The organism is Mycobacterium conspicuum (assembly GCF_010730195.1).
GTDB classification, from domain to species: Bacteria; Actinomycetota; Actinomycetes; order Mycobacteriales; family Mycobacteriaceae; genus Mycobacterium; species Mycobacterium conspicuum.
This window is the reverse complement of sequence record NZ_AP022613.1, coordinates 4,817,881-4,834,266: the sequence shown is the minus strand read 5'-3', so window position 1 is coordinate 4,834,266 and position 16,386 is coordinate 4,817,881. Positions and strand designations below refer to the sequence as shown.

17 protein-coding genes and 1 tRNA gene are annotated in these 16,386 nt (G+C 66.2%); 6 read left to right on the top strand and 12 right to left on the bottom strand.

From position 1 onward, the window contains the following. Nucleotides 1-233: 233 nt before the first annotated feature. Nucleotides 234-548, bottom strand: a complete 315-nt coding sequence (locus G6N66_RS22060) for a DUF732 domain-containing protein (RefSeq protein ID WP_085234932.1) — start codon at nucleotides 546-548, stop codon at nucleotides 234-236. Between the two features lie 430 nt (nucleotides 549-978). Between G6N66_RS22060 and G6N66_RS22055 the strand changes: the two genes are divergently transcribed. Together G6N66_RS22055 and G6N66_RS22050 are read left to right on the top strand one after the other, a co-directional pair. Next, nucleotides 979-1,431 (top strand): CDGP domain-containing protein, encoded by a 453-nt coding sequence (locus tag G6N66_RS22055; RefSeq protein ID WP_232079387.1) that lies wholly within the window; start codon nucleotides 979-981, stop codon nucleotides 1,429-1,431. Between the two features lie 34 nt (nucleotides 1,432-1,465). After that, nucleotides 1,466-1,930, top strand: coding sequence for a hypothetical protein (locus tag G6N66_RS22050; protein WP_232079386.1), 465 nt, complete (start codon nucleotides 1,466-1,468; stop codon nucleotides 1,928-1,930). 107 nt (nucleotides 1,931-2,037) lie between these two features. On the opposite strand, the gene G6N66_RS22045 is transcribed toward G6N66_RS22050, so the two are convergent. The 11 genes from G6N66_RS22045 to G6N66_RS21995 all read right to left on the bottom strand — a co-directional run bounded on the left by G6N66_RS22045 (nucleotide 2,038) and on the right by G6N66_RS21995 (nucleotide 11,821). Further along, entirely contained in the window at nucleotides 2,038-2,268 is a 231-nt protein-coding gene (locus G6N66_RS22045; RefSeq protein WP_085234930.1) for a hypothetical protein, read from the bottom strand. Between the two features lie 463 nt (nucleotides 2,269-2,731). Continuing rightward, complete coding sequence (locus G6N66_RS22040; RefSeq protein WP_085234929.1) at nucleotides 2,732-3,445, bottom strand: RES family NAD+ phosphorylase; 714 nt, start codon at nucleotides 3,443-3,445, stop codon at nucleotides 2,732-2,734. Next, nucleotides 3,439-4,170 carry a helix-turn-helix domain-containing protein gene (locus G6N66_RS22035; RefSeq protein WP_163645903.1) on the bottom strand — a complete coding sequence of 244 codons (732 nt, stop codon included), beginning with the start codon at nucleotides 4,168-4,170 and terminating at the stop codon, nucleotides 3,439-3,441. The genes G6N66_RS22040 and G6N66_RS22035 overlap by 7 nt, the downstream gene beginning before the upstream one ends. Before the next feature lie 263 nt (nucleotides 4,171-4,433). Beyond that, nucleotides 4,434-4,509: transfer RNA gene (locus tag G6N66_RS22030), tRNA-Arg, on the bottom strand. 42 nt (nucleotides 4,510-4,551) lie between these two features. Then, complete coding sequence (locus G6N66_RS22025) at nucleotides 4,552-5,376, bottom strand: LLM class F420-dependent oxidoreductase (RefSeq protein ID WP_085234928.1); 825 nt, start codon at nucleotides 5,374-5,376, stop codon at nucleotides 4,552-4,554. Nucleotides 5,377-5,401: 25 nt separating this feature from the next. Beyond that, a complete protein-coding gene (locus tag G6N66_RS22020; protein WP_263990401.1) occupies nucleotides 5,402-6,451 on the bottom strand; it encodes a poly-gamma-glutamate hydrolase family protein in 1,050 nt (349 codons plus the stop codon). Between the two features lie 29 nt (nucleotides 6,452-6,480). After that, on the bottom strand, nucleotides 6,481-7,185 hold the full coding sequence (locus G6N66_RS22015; protein ID WP_163645740.1) for a hypothetical protein: 705 nt from the start codon (nucleotides 7,183-7,185) through the stop codon (nucleotides 6,481-6,483). Between the two features lie 636 nt (nucleotides 7,186-7,821). Next, nucleotides 7,822-9,060, bottom strand: a complete 1,239-nt coding sequence (locus G6N66_RS22010; RefSeq protein ID WP_372515921.1) for an Nramp family divalent metal transporter — start codon at nucleotides 9,058-9,060, stop codon at nucleotides 7,822-7,824. Nucleotides 9,061-9,098: 38 nt separating this feature from the next. Next, nucleotides 9,099-9,809, bottom strand: a complete 711-nt coding sequence (locus G6N66_RS22005; protein WP_232079385.1) for an SDR family oxidoreductase — start codon at nucleotides 9,807-9,809, stop codon at nucleotides 9,099-9,101. Nucleotides 9,810-9,919: 110 nt separating this feature from the next. After that, entirely contained in the window at nucleotides 9,920-10,996 is a 1,077-nt protein-coding gene (locus G6N66_RS22000) for an NAD(P)H-dependent amine dehydrogenase family protein (RefSeq protein ID WP_085234923.1), read from the bottom strand. A gap of 33 nt (nucleotides 10,997-11,029) precedes the next feature. Continuing rightward, nucleotides 11,030-11,821, bottom strand: a complete 792-nt coding sequence (locus tag G6N66_RS21995; protein WP_085234922.1) for an SDR family oxidoreductase — start codon at nucleotides 11,819-11,821, stop codon at nucleotides 11,030-11,032. A 251-nt stretch (nucleotides 11,822-12,072) separates the two neighbouring features. Between G6N66_RS21995 and pstS (G6N66_RS21990) the strand changes: the two genes are divergently transcribed. The 4 genes from pstS (G6N66_RS21990) (at nucleotide 12,073) to pstA (ending at nucleotide 16,386) form a co-directional block, all read left to right on the top strand. Further along, nucleotides 12,073-13,176, top strand: a complete 1,104-nt coding sequence (pstS, locus tag G6N66_RS21990; RefSeq protein WP_085234921.1) for a phosphate ABC transporter substrate-binding protein PstS — start codon at nucleotides 12,073-12,075, stop codon at nucleotides 13,174-13,176. Nucleotides 13,177-13,336: 160 nt separating this feature from the next. Continuing rightward, nucleotides 13,337-14,452 (top strand): phosphate ABC transporter substrate-binding protein PstS, encoded by a 1,116-nt coding sequence (gene pstS, locus G6N66_RS21985; RefSeq protein WP_085234944.1) that lies wholly within the window; start codon nucleotides 13,337-13,339, stop codon nucleotides 14,450-14,452. A gap of 12 nt (nucleotides 14,453-14,464) precedes the next feature. After that, entirely contained in the window at nucleotides 14,465-15,463 is a 999-nt protein-coding gene (gene pstC / locus G6N66_RS21980) for a phosphate ABC transporter permease subunit PstC (protein ID WP_085234920.1), read from the top strand. Then, nucleotides 15,460-16,386, top strand: a complete 927-nt coding sequence (gene pstA, locus G6N66_RS21975; protein ID WP_085234919.1) for a phosphate ABC transporter permease PstA — start codon at nucleotides 15,460-15,462, stop codon at nucleotides 16,384-16,386. Before pstC ends, pstA begins: the two co-directional genes overlap by 4 nt.

Here is a 16,386-nt window from a genome sequence, read left to right as displayed (position 1 = left end):
GACCATGGGAGATATGGAGATAGCGCTATGTGGAACTGCTGTAAATATAGTGTGTCGCCCAACGCTTTTTAGCGGTCTCGATGAATTGAGCATTCGCGTTGTTCATCGGTTTTGATTTGTCCGTATTGAACTGCGCTTTTCGGGGACGACGGTTTCTGGTGGTGAGCGGCCGACCCCCGGCCGCCGCTCGGCCCGCGGCGCGCTCAGGGCCCGCGAGGGTCCCCGTCGTCAGGTCACCAGTACTGCGGGCAGTACGTGGCGACGGCCGCATCGATCGTGGCATTCACTTGATTCACATCGTCAGGGTTCTTGGCGGCGTAGTGCGCCCTGATGTTCTCCCGGCTTTGCCCCGACGCCGCCTTGGCGCAGATGTCGTGCGCTGCTTTGATTGCGCTCGCCTCCCACTGGTTTTCGGAAATCCCCGGCGTGGGCGACAGGCCATGCGATTTGAGGTTGGCGATGTAGTCCGAGTCGGCGTCCGCGTGGGCGACGCCAGGACCTGACAGCAGCGCACCGAGCGTGACTGCGATTGCCGCAACTGCCTTCACGGTTGGTGATCTCCCATCGTCTGCGGTAGCGGGGCCGGTATCCCCAGCTTGCCGTAGTAGGCGCGGTCACGGCGACGGCCGGCCTGCAAACCAAAGGATTGGCAGCACAAGAATAGGCATCGCGCCCGTACGGAGGTACCGGCAAATCGGGCCCTAGACCCTGATTTGCGCGAGATTTGAAACTATTCCGATGTTTCAAGTCCGCGCCATAGTAGGCCCGCCAAACTTGAGAATGGCGGTGGACCGAATTCGGCAACGCTTTTGCCGGCGCAAAAGCGCCTTTGAACACAACCGTGTGTTTACTAATGGCTATTTCAGCAAAGTAGGCAAGCTCACGATCGCCAAGTGAATTCCGATACAAGCCCAGCTTGTACCCCTGCAAGGACGCGACCGCTATTGCGACGCCATCGGCCGATGAACGATCAATGCCATGAACACTTCAACCAACACCAGCCACAACACGACGAACACCACCCGACCAAGCAACGTGCTGCGGCGCGGCGTGGCCGGCGCTCTGCTGGCCGCGGCGTTTGCCGCGACCGCTGCCGGTTGGGCGGCGACGGCCCACGCGGACGACAGCCCGCCGGTACCGACCGCGGGCATCTGCAAGACCGAGCTGTGGGGCTTCCTCGGCTCGCAGCGCCGCACCCTGTGCGACGGCCCGATCGCCAAGGACGGCAGTTGGAGCCGCCAGCGCACGATCTGGGTTCCTGCCCACTTCTCGACTCCGATCTGCACGTCCTACGGAGGCAGCAGCAGCTCGTGGGCGTCGCACACCAGCTGCACGGGCGGTTACTTCGTCAACCAGCATCTGGTCAGCGACGAAACCTACCCGGTGCGGCCCGACACCGTGCTGCCCGACGAACCAGGGCACTTGGGTTAAAGACTCACCTGCACAAGAAATTAAGGAGAACAACATGGCTAACTCGTCAACCATGAGCCGCAACACGTATGCGGTGATAGCCGCAGCGGCAGCGCTCGGACTGGCCGCGGCAGGTTGCAGCGGTCCGACCAACTCGGCCGCCAAGACACCGTCGCCGGCCTCCGCGGCGCAACTGCAGTCGCTGATCCCCACACCCGCGAACACGCAGCGCACCGACGGCCCGGGCTCAATTCCGGACGACGGCATCGCCCTGCACTTTCTGGTCGGCGGTGCGTCGACCGGCGTGATGGACGCCTACAAAACCGCGCTGCAGGGCAAGGGCTGGACGGTGACCGTGGTGAGTTCGGGTGGCTGGCAAGGCGCCGGCGGCGCCACCTACACCGCAACCCAGGGGGACACCTACGGCGTGTTCACGGGCGGAGGAACCGAGGCCACCACCGACGTCCATGCCTGCGCGTGGCCGTCGCGGCCCGCGAACCCCAACTGCGGCGGCAAGTAAACGCGGCAACCAACCTGGTGGCCCGGCCTCCTGCCGGGCCACCTCGCTTTCAGCCGCGACAGTCGTTGTGCCTCAAGCGTTTTGCCGTCGATACCGAAGGCGGCCGACTACGGTTGCGGGGGAGCGGGCGCCATGGGATTTCCCGCCATGCAGTCGTGAAACTCTTGGCTGCCCGGGGCGAAGTCGAAGCCACAGTTGCACTCGTGAATTTGCTGAGGGTTGGGCAGCGTATTGCAATAGTCCGTGCCGGCCGAGGCCGAGGGGACGGTCCACATCACGCCGGCGGCCAACGCTGTCGCTGCAGCGCCGAGGGCGGCCATCAACACTCTCGCCTTCATGGTGGGAGTCCTTTTCTCTGGAGACGACGGCACATTGACGTCGCTGGTTGCAGCGCGGGCAGGATCGCATCGCCAACACTGGTTCTGGCATGTTGAATTCACTCGAGACTACCCGGATCGCCCCTGCGCCGCGCTTGTTGAGTCGGAGACGGATCGCGGCTCATGATGGCGAGCGCGCGCCGTCGGTATTCCCCGCATTTCTGCGGGAACTAATTGCCACGAGCGGTTGCAGGTGGCGATCCCGATCCCGCGAGTCCTCCTTGTAGGCAGCACCTTTCAGGACTAACGCTCCACGCGTGTCACGAATGTTAAATGTAAGGCCGCTCTGCCCATCGCGGTCGAACCTGCACTTGACAGTCGTCCGCGATGCGGAGGCTCCGGCGGGAACCTGAAATATCTTGCGCCCTTGATTGAGGTAGTTCAGCGTCAATCTCTAACCTGCCGCCGAGAAACGGGGTTCGGTTCACGGAGCGAGTACTTCTTTCTGGCACTCGCTGCATTCGCTCGAAGGCACTGTGGTGACGCTGATTCGGCGTCGGCGCAACTGTACCTGCAGGCGCGGAAGAATTCGTGGGTCGTCGAGTGCGATGTCTTGCGGTTGGCCGCTAGCGTCGCGCACGACTTCGACGTGGGCATCGCAGTCCCACAGTGCTAATGATTCGCCGCTGTTATAGCCCGAGCGATAGTGAATGCCAGTGATTCCTGGTCCGGCGGGTTGGTCTTTGTAGATGGCGCGGGCCCACTGCTGGGTTAGCGAACGGGCTTCGTTGCCGTCGCCGAGTGCGGGCAGCGCGCCGATCGCCAGGGCTGCGCCTTTTGCCGCAAGGTCGAACATCGTCAGCGTGGTGGTGGGGGCGATGATCGCGACCCGGTAGTAGGGGCATATCGCCGCGACGCCGGCGTCGCCGAAAACTTCGCATGCTGAGGTCGCCAAGTCCTCGCCGACGTAGAGCACTCGTCGGCCGCTCTTGTCTTCGACCGGAGGGTCGGCGGGCAGGTGGTGGTCGAACCGCGCTTTGGGCCCGTACCGGCGGAAGGTGATGCCGTCGGGGACGTGTTTGCCTCGGTGATAGACGCGGCACCACCACCAGCGTGCTGAGGCGGCCGGTGGGTTCCACCTCCAGACTCGTTTCGCTTTGGGAAGCGGGTCGGGAGGTGGTCCGAGCGCCTTTACCATCCAGCCGCGGTGAGGTTGCGGGCGACATTGATGACCGACTGGCTGCCACGGGTGACCGCTTCCTCGCGGGGGGTGCGCCCGCCAAATTCCGGGTGCGGTCGCATGATCCAACGCGAGAGGCTCACGGGTCCGCCCGGGAAGGCCGCCTGCAGGACGTCAAGGTCGGATAGAACGCCGGTGGTGCTGTCGGGGTCGAATTGCCAACGAGGAAGCCGCCATTCACGACCCACCTTGATGCCGACTAGCTTTCGCGATTCGAGTCTGTCAGTGACGCTCTGTGAGCTAACGCCCAGCAGTTTGGCGGCGGCGTCCCTGCTAAAGCTGTTCGCGGCGAGGTCACGTCGCTGCGCGAACTGGTCGGTGAGGTCGGCAACGATTGCCTCGGCTGCGGCCACCGAGTCTGGCGCGGGCCCCCAGAAGCGCTCATTGAGGCCGTCGTCCGACGACACCGTCACGGCTCCCTCTAGCCGCGCAAGCTCGGATTCGTTGGCTTCGTTGACTAGGGCTTCCAATTCGACGCGCAACCGCGACTTGTCATCGGAGCCGGGATTAGCCGGTGAGGGTGATTCCTCAATTTTCTCGACCGCAATTATGGCCAGGCCGGCGTTCTGCAGCGCCTGTTCGAGTTGGTCGCGTCCAGGGATGTCCCACGGCAGATTCTTCGGGAGTCGGCGGGTGCCGCGGCTACCGACGGTCGTGCGCTCAACCACCAAGATTCCAGCCACATCCAAAGGATACGCAAGATATGCTACCTACGCTAGCGCGTGCGTTGGGGGCTGGCGGGCCTATTTAGAGCGCCGCGTGATCTGTGGTGATTCGGTCGTCGGGGTGCGGCGGCGGCCGGTTTCATCGAAGGCAGCGGAATCAGGGGATGCTGAACCAGTACACGACCCGTGCAGACACGGAGGGCATTCCTCCGATTCGACGTCGCAGCGCGATCGACCAGTCGCCAGACATCTGAAAAGCATCGCTGACCTGTGCAAACACCTGGTGCCCCCGGCAGGATTCGAACCTGCGACACCGGCTTTAGGAGAGCCGTGCTCTATCCCCTGAGCTACGAGGGCGGACGGGCTGAGCTTACCGGGCGACGGCTGTCGGCCATCCGATCAGCGCAGCTCCGCAATGACTTTCGCGAAGTTCTCCAGGTGGTTGTCCTGCACGGTAAAGCAGGTCAGTCCGTACTTTTCCCGGTAGCCGGACAGGGTGTCGGCCATCTCGCGGGGTGACCCGGTCAGCACCGAGCGCTGGGCCAGGATTTCGTCGTCGGTCAAATCCGGGGCGTACATGCGCGTCAACTTCAAGTCGGGCGCGCTCTCGCCGACGGCCGGCATCGCCGTGATCGCCAGGTTCAGCTCGAGCGCATCGAAGCGCTCGCCGGCGGCGTTGCGGACGAACTCGACGCGTTCGGCCATCGGGTCCTCGACGTCTTTCACCTTGGAACCGGTCAGCCCGATCAGGTCGGCGTGCCGGGCCGCGATCGTCAGCACCCGGTCGCCGTTGCCGGCGATCAGCATCGGCGAGTTCGGGTGGTGCTCCTTGAGGTATTTCGCCATGTGTTCGAGGTAGTCGACGCGGGCCCGGGCGCTGGGATAGGGCAACTCGGCGGCGTCGAACTCCTCGCGGACATAGCCGGTGCCCAGGCCGATCTCGAGGCGGCCGTCGCTGAGCACCTCCAGCGCTTGCAGATCCCTGCTCAGCAGCGCCGGCTTGTAGAACGCCGAGTTGAGCACGTACATGCTCAGCTTGAGCTTCGTGGTGGCCAGCGCCACGGTCGTCAGCGTCGGGATCGGTGCCGCCGCGCCCAGATGGTCGGGCACGCAGATGATGTCGAATCCGGCGTCCTCGGCGCGCTTCGCCAAGTCTTGCAACCTGGACCGCGATTTGAAGAAGCGGACACTCATTCCGAAGCGAAAATCCTTGGCCACCAACAACCTCCGTTGAACGATCGGACGACACTTACCACGAACGGGCCGCGGCCACCAAGCTGCGCACCAAGGCGACAGTAACCGGCGACCAGCCGTCGCGGCCGGGCAGTGGGCTGCGCGGGCTGAGACCCCGGACGCGGACCGACAGTTCCAGCTGCGTCCCGCCGCCCCGTACGCGGTTGACCGGGTTGTCCGGATGCAGGCCGCGCAGCGCGGCCGGGATCGCGTCGAGATCCGTGACGACCTGATACCCGGGCAGCTCGATGTGTCGCGCCAGATGCGCGGCCAACGCCCGATTGCGGCCACCGGCCAGCAGCTGGGTGCTGCGCCCGATCCGGCCGTAGCCGTGCAGCGAGACGGCGACGTCGACGTGATCGAGAAACTCGGCCAACCGCGCCGACTCACCCGGATCAAACCGCGCCGACGGCAGGTGGTGCGGATACCGGTTGGGATGGCGCACCACGTACACCGACGCGTCGGCGGCCTCGGCGGCGCGCTCGGCAATCAAGTCGGTCATCTGTTCCAAGCCGCCGCCGTGGATGGCGAGGAAACCAAACCGCGACCGCAACTGGCTGACCTCGACCACGCCCGGTTCGCGCAATAGCGCCGAAAAGGACTGCGGCCCAACGCCGGCCGGGGACAGCGGTCGCGGCCAGTGCGCCGGATCCCAGCGGCGCAGGAAATCGATCCAGCGTTGCGGCAGCCGGTGGTGGATGGCGCCGGCGATGATGCGTGGCAGATAGCCCGGCCGCGGCGGGCCCGGCTGCACGCGGTGGTCGATGTACACCCAGGCCGGCGACGAGCCGTCGTCGGTGCGGACGTCAAGGCGGTCACGCCGGTAGCGCACCGGCACGCCCTCGGCGCTGTCCAGGGCGGCCAGGTCGTCGTCGGAGATCTGCCAGAGCACGCCGTGCACGTCGTTCCCGGTGCAGGGCTCGACGGTGGCCACGCCGCGCTGGTTGATCAGCCAGTCGTGATCGCTCAGCACCGCCAGGCGGGGGTCGCCGGCGCCCGGGCAGCGCCGCGCCATCTGCTGCACGCACAGGTTTGACCCGTATGCGAAGTAGGGATGGCGACGCACTAAGCCAGACTAAGCGTTGCGCCCCCAGCTCAGTGGCAGACGCCGGACACCAGGCGATGCGGCGGCAGGCACCCGATACCGTGCGACGGGCCGTTCGGGTTCAGCGGGTGCGGCAGCAGCGGGTGGGGCGGCAGCCACACCGGCACCGGGGCAGGCACGATGACCGGCGGAGCGGGCACGACGACCGGCGGAGGCGGCGCGGCCGGTGGCGGAGGAGCCGCCGGGGGCGGTCCGCTGTCCGGCACTGCTACGGGTTCGGGCGCATAGGCCGGTGCCGCGACCACCGGGGCCGGGGCGGGGATGTCGGCGGGCGCCGCGATCGTCGACGCGGGGGCGGCCGGGGCCGGCGGCGCCGGAGCCGGGGCCAGCCATGCGAACGGAGCCGCGACCGCGGTGGTGGCGCTGGCGGCCGTGTTCGTGGGCTGGGGCTGCTGGTTCGGGTGGCCGAGCAGCGTGATGCCCAAGCCGGCGCTCAATCCGACGGCGGCGATCAGGCTTCCGGCCAGCACGCCCCGGCTGATGAACCACGGCTTGCGCGCCGGCGCGACCCTGTTGGTCGCGAGGTCGTCGCCGTCAGCGGCGAATCCGGCCGCATCGCTGTACGGGGCGGCAACATCGGCCGGGTTGCCGAGCGGGCTGGATGACCATGCGGACGCCACGGTGGACTCGTCACCGCGCGGCGCATGGCTGGTCGGCGCATAGCTGGTCGCTTCCAAGTCGTAGATGGTGTTCACGTGCGTTTCCTTGCTGGTCTGGGGAGCTGGTCTGAGGATCTGACACCCATAGGTTGTCGCACGCCGCTTGCAGGCTCTTCGCGAAATCCTTGCGAAATTCTTGCGTGCGCCCGCAAGCGTTTCCACCTATGCGAATCCTCCACGCAGACAACGGCACTGACTGCACGACCGGCATTGGTCAGTTTGTACGACGTGCGGTCAGTCACCGCCATCACGAAGCGGTGGTCGCATGCCCGGGACCCAATCGACGGGGTTTTCCCTACACCCGGTGTGAATATGCTGCCCTCGCGGATGCAGGGTAGCCTCCGGATGCAGGGTAGCCTCGTTGGTAGGCCGGGCCGCACATTGCGTTTCAATCGCCGTGGCAGTGGGGGATCCTTCAGACAGATGTTCCCAAAGCGAGCGGCCCGGCCGCCCTTCATCCTTCTGCATCGGATCGATCCGGGTGGACAAAACGGGAAAATCCACTTTTTTGCTCGCGAAATAGGCCGCGCCCCCAAGACGCGGGGCTACCGCTTGGTGTAGGCACTTGAGCAGAGCGCGCCATCGTGGTGTGGTGACCGCAAGCCAACACCAGCGCCTGAATTGCCAGCGGCGGCGCTGGTCGCGCTGTGCCGCGCACGGGCGCCGTGGGCTCTAGCCCTTCAGGGTCAGATAGATCAGCAGCACGTTGAGCACACTGACCAGCACCCCGACGGTCCAGCCAATCGCCGTCGTCACGGGATGGTTGCGGTCGTCGCCCATCAGCTCGCGGTCGCTGGTCAGCTTGACCAGCGGCAGCACCGCGAACGGCAGGCCGAACGACAGCACCACCTGCGACAGCACCAGCGTGCGGGTGGGATCGAAACCGATCGCCAGGATCAGCACGGCGGGGCACAGGGTGATCAGGCGGCGCGCCATCATGGGGATCGAGCGGTGCAGCAGCCCCTTCATGATCATCGCGCCGGCGTAGGCACCCACCGACGAGGACGCCAAGCCGGACGCGAGCAGTCCGACCGCGAACAGCACCGCGATCGTCGGGCCCAACGTGGCGTGGATGGCGGCATAGGCGCCCTCGATCGACGCGGTGACGTCCTGGTTGTGCAGGTTGATCGCGGCCACCAGCAACATCGCCGCATTCACCGTTCCGGCGACGGCCATCGCCAGCACCACGTCGACACGGGTGACCAGCAGCAGCCGGCGCCGTCGCGGGCCCGGCTCGGGGTGGCCGTGGCGGTCCAGCGCCAAACCGGAGTGCATGTACACGGCGTGCGGCATCACCGTCGCGCCCAGGATCGCGGCCGCCAGCAGCACGCTTTCGGTCCCGCGGAATCCCGGCAGCAGGCCGCCGAGGACGGCGCCGGGCGGGGGCGTGGCAACGAAGAAGCTCGCCGCGAACCCGATGGCGATGGTGAACAGCAGCCCGGTGATGACGCGTTCGAAAAGGATCTGGCCGCGGCGGTCCTGAATCGTCAGCAGCAGCATCGCCACCACACCGGTGATCACCCCGCCGGCCAGCAGCGGCAAGTTGAACAGGATGTGCAGGGCGATGGCCCCGCCGATGATTTCGGCGGCATCGGTGGCGATCGCGACGAGTTCGGCCTGAACCCAAAAAGCCAGCCGCAGCGGACGGCCCATCTGTTTGCCGATCGCCCGAGGTAGTGACTGCCCGGTGACCAGCCCCAGCTTCGCCGACAGGTATTGCACCAGGCCCGCCATCACGTTGGCGACGACGATGACCCACAGCAGCAGGTAGCCGTATTGCGCGCCCGAGCTGACGTTGGCCGCGACATTCCCGGGGTCGACATAGGCGATCGCCGCGACGAACGCCGGGCCGAGCAGATACCAGCTCGCCCTGAGCGAAGGCTGGGTGCCCTGCGCCACCGACCCCTCGATTCATATCCGGCTAATTAAAAAGTTAGGGTAGCCGAATACTATGCGGCGCTGATGCTCCCGCCCCCGTCGACGCGGACAACCTGTCCGGTGATGTAGCCGGCGTCGTCGTGCAGCAGCATGCAGATCACGTGCGCGATCTCCGCGGGAGTACCGACCCGACGCAACGGGATGGTGTTGAGGAAGCGGGCCTCCCGTTCCGACCCGGCCGGGCTGCGTTCGCGGTACATCTCGGTCTCGACGGGGCCCGGCGCGACGGCGTTGACGGTGATGCCGGACGAGGCGAGCTCGCCGGCCCAGATCCGGGTGCAGGTCTCCAGGGCCGCCTTGGCGGCGGCATACGGGGTGCGTTCGGGGGTGCCGAGCGTCGTCAGGCTGGTGACGTTGACGATGCGACCCCAGCCCGCGTCGATCATGCCGGGCAGCACCGCCTGCACCACCTGCACCGCGGTGCGCACGTTCAGGTCGTAGGTCGCGACGAGATCGTCCAGGTCGATCGAGCCGATGCGGCCGAACCGTGCCAGGCCGACGTTGTTGACCACGGCGTCGACCCTGCCTTCGCCGACGATCGTGTCCAGGGCTTGGGCCGTGGCGGCTTGGTCGCCGAGGTCGACCTCGTGGAACTGTCCGGGGAAATCGGCTGGCGCGCTCCGAGCGAGCCCGATGGGTTGCTGGCCGGCGGCAGCGACGCGGTCGGCGACCGCGCGCCCGATACCCTTCGAGGCTCCAGTGATCAGCACTCGTTTCGACACGCGGTTGCCAACGCTATTCGGGCCCGCGGTATTCCACGACGATGAACGAAGCCGTCGCGGCCAAACTTGCCCGGGCCGAAAAGCCTTGCCGGACCGCCCTGTCGAACCGGTCAGCCCGGCAGATACAGGCCCTTGCCGGTGATCAGGGGCAGGTCCAGCGTCGTCACGATGCCCGGCTCGGCGGCCACCACGGCCGGAATCGCGTTGACGATCCGCATTGCGGTGGCGACCAGTCCCGCGTGGTTGTGGTCGCCCTTGCGGCTGCTCAGGCAGATGTCCATGGCGTAGGACGGTTCGCCGGTGATCTCGATGCGGTACGACCCGCCGGGTTGCGCCGGCTGCGGCCACTCGGGGCACAGGTCCTCGCGCAACCGGGTGACGTGCTCGAGCACGACGGCGGGCTGGCCCTTGACCATGCCGAACACCTCGAACCGCAGCGCCGCGGCGCTGCCCTTGGGAATGTGACCCGAGGCGATGTCGAAGTCCTCGGGCGCCGGCACCCGGATGTGCGTCTGGGTGACCTCGTCGAGCTCGATGCCCAGGCCCGCCGCCAGCTGCCGGATTACCGATCCCCAGGCCAGGCTCAGCACGCCGGGCTGCAGCAGCATCGGGACGTCGTCCATCGGCTTGCCGAACCCCATCACGTCGAACATCACCGCCGCGCTGTCGTAGGTGGCGTAGTCGACGATCTCCATGCAGCGGATCTGCTGGATGTTCTGGCAGGTGCCGGCCAGCGCCAGCGGCAGCAGGTCGTTGGCGAAACCCGGGTCGATGCCGTTGACGTAGACGCTCGAATTGCCTTCGCGTGCAGCATCTTCGATCGGCTTGACGAGCTCCTCGGGGATCACCTGCCACGGGTACTGCAGAAAGACCGGGCCGCTGCCGACGATGTTGATCCCTGCCGCCAGGACGCGTCGGTAGTCCTCGACGGCCTCGGGCAGCCGGTTGTCGGCCAACGCGTTGTAGACGGCGCACTGCGGGCCGGTGGCCAGGACGGCGTCCAGGTCGGTGCTGGCCAGCACGCCGGTCGAATCCGCTAGTCCGGCAAGCTCTGCCGCGTCCTTGCCCGCCTTGGCGTCCGAGGACACCCAGACGCCGGTGAGTTCGAACTCCGGGTTGGTGATCAGTGCGCGCAACGAGTGGATGCCGACGTTGCCGGTACCGAGTTGGGCGACGGGGATGGCCATGAGCGGCTCCTTCGGGGCGGGGCTAACCGCGCATCACAGGTCGGGGACGGGGATGTCGAGGTTGGGGTAGGTGAGGCCGCCGTCGACCTCTAATGTCTTGCCGGTCAAGAACTCACCGGCGGGCGACGCCAAATACACTGCGGCAGCGGCGATGTCGCTGGGGTCGCCGAGGCGGCGCATCGGCGTCGCCTCCTCCATCGGCTTGCGCAGCTCGTCGTTGGAGGCCACCACGTCCAGCGCCGAGGTGAGGATCGACCCCGGCGCGATCGCGTTGACCCGGATGCGTGGGCACAGGTCGAGCGCGGCCAGCCGGGTGTAGTGCGACAGCGCCGCCTTGGCGGTGCCGTAGGCGGCGAACCCGCGCGCGGCCAGCCGGCCCATCGTCGAGCTGATGTTGATCACGCTGCCGCCGCCGGAGTGCTCGAGCATCAACGGCACGGCCGCCAGGGTCAACGCGTGGGCGGTGACGACGTTGAACGTGAACGCGTCCTTGAGGTCCTTGGTCGTGGTCGTCAGCAGCGTGTTGGGCATGGTGCCGCCGACATTGTTGACGACGATGTCTAGTCTGCCGAAGGCCTCGACGGCCTGGCCGGCGAGCTCGGCGGTCACGTCGGGATGAGCGAGGTCGGCGGCGACGGTGTGCGCGCGGCGGCCGCTGGCGCGGACCTTCTCGGCGACCGCGTCCAATTCGGATTGGGTGCGCGAAGCAATCACAACGTCGGCCCCTACCTCGGCGAACGCCAGCGCGATGGCCGCACCGAGGCCGCGGCCGCCACCGGTGATGACGGCGACCTTGTCGTCGAGGCGGAACTTGTCGAGGATCATGTGCGGCCTTTCTTCTTCAGCTGTCGAAAAACGTTAGCAAGCCCCGGCGCCCAAAGCTAGAACAGGTTCTAGTTTTGTTGTCGCAGCGGTTCCGTGGGGCTTCGTCGCGCGCCGTGGCCCGGACGGCCCTAATGTGTTGGTTGTGCATCTACCCGGACGTCGTTGACGGCAGGAGCGAGGCGCTGCCCGGTCAGTCACCCGCGTCTCTCGACGGCGGCGTCATGGTTCGGCCATCGATATGAGGAATTCAGTTGAAACTCAACCGATTTAGTGCCGTGCTCTGCGTGATGTCCGCCACCGCACTGCTGCTGTCGGGGTGTGGCAGTGACAATAAGGCAAGTTCGCCAAGTGGATCCTCGGGCGCGAACGTGAGCTGCGGCGGCAAGCAGACGCTCAAGGCCAGCGGATCGACGGCCCAGCAGAACGCGATGACCCGGTTCGTCAATGCGTTCGAACAGGCCTGTCCCGGTCAGTCGCTGAACTACACGCCGAACGGGTCGGGCGCCGGCATCAGCGAATTCATCGGAAACCAAACGGATTTCGCCGGGTCCGACTCTGAGCTGCTGCCGCCCGAGTACGACGCCGCCGCGCGGCGATGCGGCTCGCCGGCGTGGAACCTGCCGGTAGTGTTCGGTCCCATCGCCATCACCTACAACGTCAAGGGTGTGACGTCGTTGATTCTCGACGGCCCGACCGCGGCCAAGATCTTCAACGGCGCGATCACGACCTGGAATGATCCCGCGATCGCCGCGCTGAACCCGGGCACCGCCCTACCCGCCGAGCCGATTCGTGTCATCTTCCGCAGTGACGAGTCCGGAACCTCGGACAACTTCCAGAGATATCTCGACACGGCGTCCGGCGGCGTGTGGGGCAAGGGTGCGGGAAAGACGTTCAGGGGCGGTGTCGGCGAGGGCGCCAAGGGCAACGACGGCACCGCCGCAGCCGTCAAGAACACCGAAGGAGCCATCGGCTATGACGAATGGTCGTTCGCCCAGGCGCAACATCTCGGCATGGCCAGGATCGTCACGTCGGCCGGTCCGGACCCGGTAGCGATCAGCGCGGACTCGGTGGGGAAGACCATCGCCACGGCCTACATCATCAAAGAGGGCAACGACCTCGCCCTGGACACGATTTCGTTCTACCGGCCCAACGAGGCCGGCGCCTATCCGATCGTGCTGGCGACGTATGAGATCGTTTGCTCGAAGTATCCCGACCCCCAGGTCGGCAAGGCGGTGAAGGCGTTCCTGCAGAGCACCATCGGTGCAGGCCAGAATGGCTTGGCGGACAACGGATATGTCCCCATTCCCGACGCGTTCAAGTCGAGGTTGTCGACCGCGGTCAATGCCATTGCCTGAGCCGTGCAAGTAACGCCCGCGGCACGGGGCTCGCCCGGGTCACGTGTTTGCCATACGGTCGCTGCTTTGTAACCGGCCGCTAAGCTTCGGTCCACCTGCCGCGGTCGCATTTGTGTTTGAATCGCCGACGGCGATCGTTGGCTACCGAAAAGGAATCGAATTGAAATTCAACCGATTTAGCGCGCCACTGGCGGTCCTGGCGATCGGCGCAGTGACCCTGTCGGCGTGTGGTAGTGACAAAAACTCAAGCGCGCCAAGTTCATCGACGAGTGCGGCGGCGTCCAACGTGAGTTGCGGCGGCAAGCAGACGCTCAAGGCCAGCGGCTCGACGGCCCAGGCGAACGCGATGACCCGCTTTGTCAAGGCATTCGAACAGGCCTGCTCCGGCCAGACGCTGAACTACACGCCCAACGGTTCGGGCGCCGGGATCAAGGAATTCAACGGCAAGCAGACCGATTTCGGTGGCTCGGATTCACCGCTGAACCCGGATGAGGCCACCGCCGCCCAGCAGCGTTGCGGCGGTTCGCCGGCGTGGAACCTGCCGGTGGTGTTCGGCCCCATCGCGGTCACCTTCAACATCAACACCGTCACGTCACTGACCCTGGACGGTCCCACCTTGGCGAAGATCTTCAACGGCGCCATCACCACCTGGAACGACCCCGCGATCCAGGCGCTCAACAACGGCTTCACGTTGCCGGGCGAGCCGATTCACGTGGTGTTCCGCAACGACGAGTCGGGGACCACGGACAACTTCCAGCACTATCTCGACGCCGCGTCCAACGGCGCCTGGGGCAAGGGCGCCGGGAAGACGTTCAAGGGCGGTGTTGGCGAGGGCGCTAAGGGCAACGACGGCACGTCGGCGGCGATCAAGGCCACCGAGGGGTCGATCACCTACAACGAATGGTCGTTCGCCCAGGCGCAGCATCTGAACATGGCCAAGATCGTCAGCTCGGCCGGTCCGGATGCCGTGGCGATCAGCGCCGACTCGGTGGGCAAGACCATCGCCGGGGCCACCATCAAGGGGCAGGGTAACGATCTGGTGCTCGACACCACCTCGTTCTACAGGCCGTCGCAGGCCGGCTCGTACCCGATCGTGCTGGCGACCTACGAGATCGTCTGCTCCAAATATCCCGACGGCCAGGTCGGCACGGCCGTGAAGGCGTTCCTGCAGAGCACAATCGGCGCCGGCCAGAATGGCTTGGCGGATAACGGGTATATCCCCATTCCAGATGCGTTCAAGTCGAGATTGTCCACTGCGGTCAACGCCATTGCATGATCTGATGGTCGGATGACCCGATCGATCTCAGCGGGGCCCTGGGATCCGACCGGAACCTCGCCCGCGCTGACGACGACACGCGAGCGGGCCAAGTGGCACGGCGACCGGCTGTTCAGGCTGCTCGCCGCCGCCGCCGGATCGACGATTGTGATCGCGATCGCGCTGATCGCGGCGTTCCTGTTGATCCGCGCCGTCCCGTCGTTGCGGGCCAACCACGCGAACTTCTTCACCAGCGCCGAATTCAACACCAGCGACCCGGCCAGGCTGGCGTTCGGCATCCGCGATTTGTTGATGGTCACGGTGCTCAGTTCCGTCACGGCACTCGCGTTGGCCGTTCCGGTCGCGGTCGGGATCGCGGTGTTCCTGACGCAATACGTGCCCGCGCGGCTGTCCCGTCCCTTCGGCGGCATCGTCGATCTGTTGGCCGCGGTGCCGTCGATCATCTTCGGGTTGTGGGGGATCTTCGTGCTGGCGCCCAATCTGGAGCCGGTGGCGGAGTTCCTCAATCGCCATCTGGACTGGCTGTTCCTGTTCAAGCGGGGCAACGTTTCGCTGGCCGGCGGCGGCACCATCTTCACCGCGGGGATCGTGCTGTCGGTGATGATCCTGCCGATCATCACCTCGGTGTCGCGCGAGGTATTCCGGCAGACGCCGCGGCGCCACATCGAAGCGGCGCTGGCACTGGGAGCCACGAAGTGGGAAGTCGTGCGGATGACGGTGCTGCCCTACGGTCGCAGCGGCGTGATCGCGGCGTCGATGCTCGGGTTGGGCCGCGCTCTCGGGGAAACCGTGGCGGTGCTGGTGATCCTGCGCTCGGGCGCGCATCCGGGGCATTGGTCGCTGTTCGACGGCGGCTACACGTTCGCCTCCAAGATCGCCTCCGCGGCCTCGGAATTCAGCGCCCCGCTGCCCACGGGCGCGTACATTTCCGCGGGGTTCGCGCTGTTCGTGTTGACGTTCGTCGTCAACGCCGCCGCCCGGACGATCGCCGGCGGGAAGGTGAACGGATGAGCGTCGATACCTTAGATGCCCCGGTCAAAGCCGAGGTGTTTCGCGCCGTCAGCCTGCGGCGGCGGATCATCAACAACGTCGCGACAACGTTCTTCCTCGCCTCGTTCGTCGTGGCGCTGTTGCCGCTGGTCTGGCTGCTGTCCGTGGTCGTCGCGCGAGGGTGGCGCGCCGTGACCACCTCCAGCTGGTGGACGCATTCGTTGCACGGCGTGCTGCCGGAGGAATTCGCCGGCGGGATTTATCACGCGCTGTACGGGACGTTGGTGCAGGCCGGCGTGGCCACCGTGCTGGCCGTGCCGCTGGGCTTGATGACCGCCGTCTACCTGGTGGAATACGGGCACGGCCGGCTGGCGCGCGTGACCACCTTCATGGTCGACGTGCTCGCCGGGGTGCCCTCGATCGTGGCGGCGCTGTTCGTCTTCAGCCTGTGGATCGCCACCCTGGGGTTTCAACAGTGCGCCTTGGCGGTGTCGTTGGCGCTGGTCTTGCTGATGCTGCCGGTGGTGGTGCGCTCGGGCGAGGAAATGCTGCGGTTGGTGCCCGACGAGCTGCGAGAAGCCAGCTACGCCTTGGGCGTTCGCAAATGGACGACGATCCTGCGGATCGTCTTTCCGATCGCGATGCCGGGCATCGTCTCCGGTGTCTTGCTGTCGATCGCGCGTGTGATCGGCGAAACCGCACCGGTGCTGGTGCTGGTCGGCTACAGCCGCTCCATCAATTTCGACATCTTCAACGGCAACATGGCCTCGCTGCCGCTGCTGATCTACACCGAGCTCACCAATCCCGAGCACGCCGGTTTCCTGCGGGTGTGGGGTGCGGCGCTCACCCTGATCATCATCGTGGGCGCCGTCAATCTCACTGCCGCGGCGGTGCGGTTTGTGACCCTGCGACGGCACGGAGTGCCCGAGTTCCTCAGGGCGTGA